General features: G+C 66.1%; 7 protein-coding genes and 2 pseudogenes. 7 read left to right on the top strand and 2 right to left on the bottom strand.

Going from position 1 to position 8,690, the window contains the following annotated elements:
- Positions 1–72: 72 nt before the first annotated feature.
- Positions 73–1,182 carry an MFS transporter gene (locus G3436_RS14060; RefSeq protein WP_163945931.1) on the bottom strand — a complete coding sequence of 370 codons (1,110 nt, stop codon included), beginning with the start codon at positions 1,180–1,182 and terminating at the stop codon, positions 73–75.
- A 95-nt stretch (positions 1,183–1,277) separates the two neighbouring features.
- A complete protein-coding gene (locus tag G3436_RS14055; protein WP_163945929.1) occupies positions 1,278–2,201 on the bottom strand; it encodes a LysR family transcriptional regulator in 924 nt (307 codons plus the stop codon).
- A gap of 213 nt (positions 2,202–2,414) precedes the next feature.
- On the opposite strand from G3436_RS14055, the gene G3436_RS14050 reads away from it, so the two are divergent.
- The 7 genes and pseudogenes from G3436_RS14050 to G3436_RS14020 form a co-directional block, all read left to right on the top strand.
- Positions 2,415–3,773, top strand: coding sequence for an MFS family transporter (locus G3436_RS14050; RefSeq protein ID WP_163945926.1), 1,359 nt, complete (start codon positions 2,415–2,417; stop codon positions 3,771–3,773).
- Between the two features lie 111 nt (positions 3,774–3,884).
- Positions 3,885–4,427 (top strand): thiamine pyrophosphate-binding protein, encoded by a 543-nt coding sequence (locus G3436_RS14045; RefSeq protein ID WP_163945925.1) that lies wholly within the window; start codon positions 3,885–3,887, stop codon positions 4,425–4,427.
- Positions 4,415–5,011: a thiamine pyrophosphate-dependent enzyme gene (locus G3436_RS14040; RefSeq protein WP_163945922.1), complete on the top strand. Its 597-nt coding sequence runs from the start codon at positions 4,415–4,417 to the stop codon at positions 5,009–5,011. The genes G3436_RS14045 and G3436_RS14040 overlap by 13 nt, the downstream gene beginning before the upstream one ends.
- 62 nt (positions 5,012–5,073) lie before the next feature.
- Entirely contained in the window at positions 5,074–6,237 is a 1,164-nt protein-coding gene (locus G3436_RS14035) for an acyl-CoA dehydrogenase family protein (protein ID WP_163945920.1), read from the top strand.
- Between the two features lie 15 nt (positions 6,238–6,252).
- Positions 6,253–7,454: pseudogene (locus tag G3436_RS14030) on the top strand (CaiB/BaiF CoA transferase family protein).
- An 11-nt stretch (positions 7,455–7,465) separates the two neighbouring features.
- A pseudogene (locus tag G3436_RS14025) lies at positions 7,466–8,309 on the top strand (HTD2 family dehydratase).
- A partial coding sequence (locus G3436_RS14020) for an aldolase/citrate lyase family protein (RefSeq protein WP_243667139.1) occupies positions 8,306–8,690 on the top strand: 385 nt, incomplete at its 3' end. The pseudogene G3436_RS14025 and the gene G3436_RS14020, both read left to right, overlap by 4 nt.

Genomic DNA, 8,690 nt, shown 5'->3' with positions numbered 1-8,690 from the left:
AACGTACCATGGCCTGACAGTTCGGCGTTGTCAGCCCTGGGGGCTCGACAGCAGACTTCGGTGATGCCGTTTTTACAACGAACGTATCAATACCCCCACCAACACCACGTTCAACACCGCCAGACCCGACATCATCACCAACACACCCGACGGCCCCGCTACCTGTAACACGTACCCACCCAACAACGGCGTGGCCGCCTGCCCCACCAACGAAGGCAAGGACATGCGCCCCATCAACAACACGTAGTTGGCCGGCGACATCAACGCCAACGGCAACAACCCACGCACGATCGCACGCAAGCCATTGCCCGCCCCATACAACACCAACCCCACCGCCGTCGCCACGGGCCAGACCGTCACTACCATCAACCCCACCGCTACCAGTACCACCGAAATCAAGGTGGTCCACACCGGATGGCGCTTGCGCGCAAACATCTGCAACACCCTGGACCCCACCTGGCTAGGCCCCAGCAACGCCGCCAAACCAATGGCCGCCGCCAGGCTGTAGCCCTGCCCCTGCAGGATCGACACCAGGTGCACCGACATGGCCGTCATCAACACCGCGCCCAGCGCAAAGATGGCAGTCAGCAACCCGTAGATGCGCGAGCTCACCGGCGCCACCGCGCTGTGCTGCGCCTTGCTGCCCAGGCGCAAGCCGACGCCCGCCGGCAATACCCAGCAATACAGCGGCGCCACTACCAGCACCAGCACCGCGCCATACACCACGCAGGTACTGCGCCAGCCCATCTGTTCGATGAGCAAGGCCACCACCGGCCAGGACAGGCTGGTGGCGAAACCCGAGATCAATGTGATGCCAGTGATCGCGCCAGCAGCCTTCTGCGCATACAAGGCCCCCAGGCTGGCAAACAGCGCCTCGTACAACCCCAGCGCCATGCCCACGCCAATCACCGCCCAGGCCAGCAGGAACCACGGCAAGCTGTACGCGGCAGCCAGCAGAAACAACCCGGCCGCGACCGTGACGCCGCTACAGGCCAGAATCCGCCGCCCGCCGAAACGCGCAATGAGCCTGCTGGTCAGCGGCGCGAGCACGGCCGACACCAGGATGCTCAGCGACAACGCGCCATACACCCATTGGCTGGCCCAGCCGGTCTCTTGCATGATCGGCGCGGCCATCACCGCCATCAGGAAGAACGAGCCACCCCAGACCAGAATCTGCAGCAGGCCCAACACGAAAATACCGGGCATGCCGGGTAATGCAGCTGGGTCTTTCAAGACAATATCCGTGACAGGTACGAAAGAAAGCGTGCGGGTGACACTCAGAGCATGTGCCCGGCCCAGATCTTGCGCTCGACCAGGTCGGCCGCGATCTCGATGAAGGTGTCGGCGACAAACCTGGCCGCCGGGCTCACCCGCCGGTCGGCCGGGAACACCTGCACCAGCTTGCGCATCGGCACCGGCTCGACCAGCGGTGCAGCGCACAGGCTGCCGTTTTCCAACTGCGCGTAGATCGACGCCAGGGGCAAGGCGGTCAGGCCGAAGCCGTTGCGCACCAGGTCGATCATGGCGCCGAACGAGTCGGCCTCGACGCTGGTGCGCAGCGGAATGCCGACCTCGCGTGCGCAACGGTCAAGGATCACCCGCAAACCATGCCGTGCACTGGGCAACACCAGTTCCTGGCCCGCCAGGCTGGCAAAGCTCACCGGTGTGTCGAGGCTCAGGCCCGCACCCGCAGGGCCCACCAGCAGCAGGTTCTCCATCATCACCGGCACGATGCGCAGGGTGTGCAGCGGCTGCGGGTCATAGGAGATCGCCAGCTCCAGCTCGCCGCGCTGCAGCCAGTCGAGCAGGTAACCACTGAAGGCCGACGAAATCCGTACGCCCAGGTCGGGCTGCGCATCGCGAAGCTTGCGCACCAGCGGCACGGTGACGATTTCAGCCACCGTCGGCGTGGTGCCGATTACCACGGTGCCACGCAGGCTGGTGCGCCCGCCCGCCACCGAACTGCGGATCGATTCCATCTCTTGCAGGATGCGCGTGGCGTGGGCCAGCACTTCCCGGCCCGCTTCGGTGATCAGCATGCCGCGCCCATGGCGCTCGAACAGGTAGGTACCCAGCTCTTTTTCCAGCAGGCGAATCTGCCGGCTCAGTGCCGGCTGGGCAATATGCAGGCGGTCGGACGCCTTGCTCAGGCTGCCGAGCTCGGCCACGTGGATCAGGGTCTTGAGTTGAACGACGTCCATTGCCAGGCCAGTCAGGTGGAGTGAAGGCCCGCCGTGTCACGGCGCGCTGGCGCCAGTGTACGGCGTGCAGCCCGCGACGCCCTATACAATTCGGGCATATCAGTTAGGCCCGCTGCGCGTCTTATTGCAGGCGGCGGGCTGCGGTAGCGTGAGTCCATTGCCGGCACCCGATTGCCCGGCTTATTACAAGAATAAGACTCGAGGACTTTCGCCATGACCCGCAGCACCGCGCCTTGCGACGCCAGCCCACCCGCCCCCAACCGTGTCAAAGCCATCCTCGGTGCCTGCTCGGGCAACCTGGTGGAGTGGTACGACTTTTTCATCTACGCCTACACCGCCATCTACTTTGCCGCCGCGTTCTTCCCCAAGGGCGACACTACGACCCAACTGCTGGCCACCGCCGGGGTGTTCGCGGTGGGCTTCTTCATGCGCCCGCTCGGTGGCTGGATCTTCGGCTGGATCGCCGATACCCGCGGGCGCAAGGTGTCGATGATCCTGTCGGTGTTCATGATGTGCGCCGGCTCGCTGCTGATCGCGGTGATGCCCACCTATGACAGCATCGGCATCGCCGCCCCGGTGATGCTGGTGATCGCCCGCCTGATCCAGGGCTTGTCGGTGGGCGCCGAATACGGCACTGGCGCCACCTACATCAGCGAGATCGCCACCCCCGGCAAACGCTGCTTCTACGGCTCGTTCCAGTACTTCACCATCATTGCCGGGCAACTGCTGGCGTTGATGACGGTGGTGATCCTGCAACAGACCCTGAGCGATGAGGACCTGCGCGCGTGGGGCTGGCGGATCCCGTTCTTCATTGGCGCAGTCAGCGCCGTGGTGGTGGTGTACCTGCGCCGTTCAATGCACGAGACCGCGTCGAACAAAGACATGCACCGCAAGGACGCCGGCTCGCTGCGCGGCATGTTCAAGCACAAGCGCGCAGTGGCGCTGGTGGTCGCGTTCACCATCGGCGGCTCGCTGTACTTCTATACCTTCACCACCTACATGCAGAAGTTCCTGGTGATCTCCGCCGGGTTCAGCCCCGAGACGGTGAGCTTCATCATGACCGCCGCACTGGTCGGCTTCATGCTGCTGCAACCGTTGCTCGGACTGCTGGCCGACCGCATCGGCATCAAGGCGCACATGCTGCTGTTTTCCGGGCTGGCCATGGCGCTGGTGGTGCCGCTGCTGTTCGCCCTGCAATCGGTGCACAACCCGTTCACCGCCTTCCTGCTGGTGTTCGCCGGCCTGGCCATCGCCTCGTTCTACACCCCGATTGCCGGCATCGTCAAAGCCGAGCTGTTCCCGCCCGCCGTGCGTGCACTGGGCGTGGGCTTTCCGTATGCGGTGGGCAACGCCGCCTTTGGCGGCACAGCGGAATACGTGGCGCTGTCGTTTCGCGCCCAGGGCAGCGAAACGCATTTCTTCTTCTATGTGGTGGCCGTGGTCAGCGTCACCTTCATCGCTTCGCTGCTGATGCCCAACCTCACCCGCCACGGCTACATCAGCGGCGACGGCGAGATCGAGGCCAACACCGGCCTCAAGGGCAGCCCCACGCAGCCCGCAGCCAACGCCTGAGCTATGCCAGGCAGGCATATCTCAAAGACAAAAGCGGTAGTCGTGCCACCGCACCGCTCACGCCAGAATGCGTGAAAACACAACAACAGCAACAGTGCTCGGGAGACTGGCATGTCAACGCTAGAAGCTGAACAGACCGTGGGGCAGGACTGGCAAGAGGACGTGTTCCGCGTGCTCAAGGCCCACGATGTGAAACACGTGGTATTCGTACCGGACGCCGGCCACTCGGCCGCCATCCGCCTGGCCTACGCCGACCCGGCGATCAAGGCGGTGGTGCTGACCACCGAGGAAGAAGGCATCGGCTACCTGGCCGGCGCCTGGCTGGGGGGCGAGCGCGGCGCGCTGCTGATGCAGTCCAGCGGCGTGGGCAACTGCATCAACACCCTGGCGCTGCAGGTGTGCGCCGGTTTCCCGCTGCTGATGGTGGTGACCATGCGCGGCGACTGGGCCGAGTTCAACGCCTGGCAGAACCCCATGGGCCAGGCCACCGAACGCTGCCTGAACCTGATGAACGTGATGACCTGGCGCGCCGATGAACCCAAGGACGTCGCCCCGCTGCTGCACGGCGCGGCCACCATGGCCTTCAACGGTGACAGCGCCACCGCCCTGCTGCTCGGCCAGCGCCTGATTGGAGAAAAGAAATGGGTCAAGTAAGCGCCAACCACACCCTGTGCCGCCGCGAGGTGGTGCGTGCCCTGCTGGCAGATCGCAACGATGTGCTGGTGGTGACCGGCCTGGGCTCGGCCTCCTACGACGTGATGGCGGCCGGCGACCATGACCACAACTACTACCTGTGGGCCGCCATGGGCAGCGCGATCACCGTCGGCCTGGGCCTGGCCAACGCGCAGCCCGACAAGAGCGTGGTGGTGATCACCGGCGACGGCGAGTTGCTGATGGGGTTTGGCGCACTGGCCACCGTGGCCCTGCAAAAGCCCGCCAACCTGACCATCGCCGTGCTCGACAACGGCCATTTCGGCGAAACCGGCATGCAGGTCAGCCACGCCGGCTTCGGTATCCGCCTGGACCAGGTGGCCAACACCTGCGGGTTCAGCTGGACCGACGAAATCCGCGACATGCACGGCGTGCACGACTTGCGCGAACGCTTCGCCAGCCGCGACGGGGTGAAACTGGCAACGATCAAGATCAAGGCCGAAAACCCGCCACGGGTACTGCCGCCGCGCGACGGGCACTTCATCAAGAATCGCTTCAGGGCGGCGCTGGGCCATCTGCCCATCTGACGGCGGGCCGGCGCTGCAAGGCGCCGCCTCCCCACGACAGTTGCACCTACAGGACAATAACAATGACCGCTTGCAACGACGAACACCTCACTGCCATCCGCGAAGGCGTCCGCGCCCTGTGCGCGGACTTCCCTGCCGACTACTGGCGCAGGATCGATGAAGAAAAAGGCTTCCCAGACGCCTTCGTCAGCGCCATGACCGCCGCCGGCTGGCTGTCGGCAATGATCCCGGAGCAGTACGGCGGCTCGGGCCTGGGCCTGGCCGAAGCCTCGGTGATTCTCGAGGAGGTCAACCGCTGCGGCGGCAACTCCGGCACCATCCACGGCCAGATGTACAACATGTTCACGCTGCTGCGTCACGGCAGCGAGGCGCAGAAGAATCATTACCTGCCGCGCCTGGCCAGCGGCGAACTGCGCCTGCAGTCGATGGGGGTGACCGAACCGACCACGGGCACCGACACCACCCGCATCAAGACCACCGCCGTGCGCCAGGGCGACACCTACGTGATCAACGGCCAGAAGGTGTGGATCTCGCGCGTACAGCATTCGGACCTGATGATCCTGCTGGCCCGCACCACGCCCCTGGCCGAGGTGACGAAGAAGGTCGACGGCATGTCGATCTTCCTGGTCGACCTGCGCGAAGCCATCGGCAACGGGCTGACCGTGCAGCCGATCGCCAACATGGTCAACCACGAGACCAACGAGCTGTTCTTCGACAACCTGCAGATCCCCGCCGACAGCCTGATCGGTGAAGAGGGCAAAGGGTTTCGCTACATCCTCGACGGCCTGAATGCCGAGCGCACGCTGATTGCCGCCGAGTGCATCGGCGATGGCCGCTGGTTTGTCGAGAAATCGGCGCAGTACGCCCGCGACCGCGTGGTGTTCGGCCGGCCGATCGGGCAGAACCAGGGCGTGCAGTTCCCGATTGCCGAGGCGCATATCGAGCTGGAGGCGGCCGACCTGATGCGCTGGCAAGCCTGCGCCGACTACGACGCCGGGCGCAACGCCGGGGCCAGCGCCAACATGGCCAAGTACCTGGCCGCCAAGGCCTCGTGGGAGGCCGCCAACGCCTGCCTGCAGACCCACGGCGGCTTCGGCTTTGCCTGCGAATACGACGTCGAGCGCAAGTTCCGCGAGACCCGGCTGTACCAGGTGGCGCCGATCTCAACCAACCTGATCCTGTCGTACGTGGCCGAGCACCTGCTCGAACTGCCGCGCTCGTTCTGACTGGAGGCCTCACCCATGAACCAGCCCAAGGCTACCCGCCCGCTGGACGGGATCACCGTCGTCAGCCTGGAACACGCCATCGCCGCGCCCTTCTGTACCCGCCAACTGGCCGACCTGGGCGCGCGCGTGATCAAGGTCGAGCGGCCCGGCACGGGAGATTTCGCCCGCGGCTACGACCAGCGCGTCAACGGCCTCGCCTCGCATTTCGTGTGGACCAACCGCTCCAAGCAGAGCCTTACCCTGGATGTGAAGCACGCGGCGGCCGACGCGGTGCTCGATGCACTGCTGGCCAGCGCCGATGTGCTGGTACAGAACCTGGCACCGGGCGCGGCAGCCCGGCTGGGCTTGTCGTTCGAGGTGCTGCACGCGCGCTTCCCGCGCCTGATCGTGTGTGACATTTCCGGCTATGGCAGCGGCGGCCCGTATGAGCACAAAAAAGCCTATGACCTGCTGATCCAGAGCGAGGGTGGCTTCCTGTCGGTGACCGGTGATGCAGGCGAAACGCAGATGGCCAAGGCCGGTTGCTCCATCGCCGACATCGCCGCCGGCATGTATGCCTACAGCGGGATCCTCGGTGCACTGCTGCTGCGCGACAAGACCGGGCAAGGCAGCCACCTCGACATCTCGATGCTCGAAAGCCTGGTGGAATGGATGAACTACCCGCTGTACTACGCCTACGCCGGCGCCGCACCGCCGCCGCGCGCCGGGGCGCGCACGCGACCATCTACCCGTACGGGCCGTTCCCGATCGGCGACGGCACCACCGTGATGCTGGGCCTGCAGAACGAACGCGAATGGCAGGCGTTCTGCGACACGGTGCTGGCGCAGCCTGCGCTGGCGAACGACCCGCGCTTCAACGCCAACTTCAAGCGTGTCGAACACCGCGCGGCGCTGCGTGAGCTGATCGTGCAGGCCTTCGCTACGCTGGACCTGGACGCGGTGATGCAGCGGCTCGACCGGGCGCAGATCGCCAATGCGCGGGTCAACGACATGCAGGGTGTGTGGGACCACCCACAGCTCAAGGCGCGCCAGCGCTGGCGCCAGGTGCAGACCTCGGCCGGCAGTGTGCCGAGCCTGCTGCCACCGGCCACCAGCAATGCCTTCAGCCCGCGCATGGACCCGGTACCGGCGCTGGGCGAACACACCGAGCAACTGCTCGCCGAGCTGGGCCTGCCGGCCGAGCGCATCGCACACTTGCGCGCCGCAGGCGCGATCTGAGGACCGACTGCATGAGTACCGACGATTTTTCGGCCTGGATCGGCCGCATCGAAGAAAGCCGCGACCGCCTCTGCCACACGCTGGTCAGGCGTATCGCCGCCACCCTGGGCGAACCCGCACCGCAACCTGGCGAAGACCTGCCGCCGCTGTGGCACTGGGCGTTCTTTCAGGAGCCGGTGGCCGAGGATGGGCTGGGGCCGGACGGCCACCCGGCACTGGGCGGCTTTCTGCCCCCGGCACACGGGCGCAACCGCATGTGGGCCGGCAGCCGGCTGACCTTCAACCGGCCACTGCGTGTGGATGCACAGGTAGACCGACTTTCGACCCTCACGCGGGTCGAAGAAAAACACGGACGTACCGGCGCGCTGCTGTTCGTTACGGTCCGCCATGAGTTCTACCAGGACGGCGAATGCGCACTGGTCGACGAACAGGACATCGTCTACCGCGAGCCCTCCCCGCCCAAGCTCGGCGGCACTGCGCCGCTGCCTGAAGGCGAGTGGTGCGAGCCGGTGGTGCCCAACGCCACGCTGCTGTTTCGGTACTCGGCGGTGACCTTCAATGGCCACCGTATCCATTACGACTGGCCCTATGTCACCGCCACCGAAGGCTACCCGGGGCTGGTGGTGCACGGGCCGCTGATTGCCACCTTGAGCCTGCGCGCCTTCCTGCGGGCGCACCCCCACGCGCGGCCCGAACGCTTCAGCTTTCGCGGCGTGCGTCCGCTGATCTCACCCACCCCGTTCGACGTGGGGGGGGCGCCTGGGCGACGCGGGCACGGCGCAGGTGTGGGCCGGCAACGCCGAGGGCGTGGCGCAGCAGGGCGAAATCACTTTCAGCACGGGGGGACGGCCATGAGCACAGTGCGCAGCGCCCTGTTCGTGCCCGCCACACGCCCCGAGCGAATCCCCAAGGCGCTGGCCAGCGGTGCCGAGCGCGTCATCGTCGACCTTGAAGATGCCGTGCAGGAAGACCTCAAGGCCGTGGCGCGCGACCACCTCGATACGTTTCTGCAGGCGCACCTTTCGGCGCAGGTGCTGGTGCGCGTCAATGCCCCCGGCCATCGCGAGCATGCGGCCGACCTGCGCCTGTGCCGCAGGCATGCCGGCGTCACCGGTATCCTGCTGCCCAAGGCCGAGACGCCGGCTCAGGTCGAGCGTGCGGGCGCCACCGGCAAGGCGGTCTGGCCGATCATCGAAAGTGCCTGCGGGCTGGCCCGACTGGCCAGCCTGGCGCAGG

Origin of the sequence: Pseudomonas brassicae, from assembly GCF_010671725.1 — a bacterium.
In the GTDB taxonomy this organism is placed as follows: Bacteria; Pseudomonadota; Gammaproteobacteria; order Pseudomonadales; family Pseudomonadaceae; genus Aquipseudomonas; species Aquipseudomonas brassicae.
Note: the sequence above shows the minus strand (reverse complement) of the source record. Positions and strands in the feature narration are given on the sequence as shown.

What these genes read in the sequence shown, in the direction of transcription:
- G3436_RS14055 (WP_163945929.1), bottom strand. Translation starts at nt 2,201, where the DNA reads ATGGACGTCGTTCAACTCAAGACCCTGATCCACGTGGCCGAGCTCGGC.
- G3436_RS14045 (WP_163945925.1), top strand. Translation starts at nt 3,885, where the DNA reads ATGTCAACGCTAGAAGCTGAACAGACCGTGGGGCAGGACTGGCAAGAG.
- G3436_RS14035 (WP_163945920.1), top strand. Translation starts at nt 5,074, where the DNA reads ATGACCGCTTGCAACGACGAACACCTCACTGCCATCCGCGAAGGCGTC.
- G3436_RS14050 (WP_163945926.1), top strand. Translation starts at nt 2,415, where the DNA reads ATGACCCGCAGCACCGCGCCTTGCGACGCCAGCCCACCCGCCCCCAAC.
- G3436_RS14040 (WP_163945922.1), top strand. Translation starts at nt 4,415, where the DNA reads ATGGGTCAAGTAAGCGCCAACCACACCCTGTGCCGCCGCGAGGTGGTG.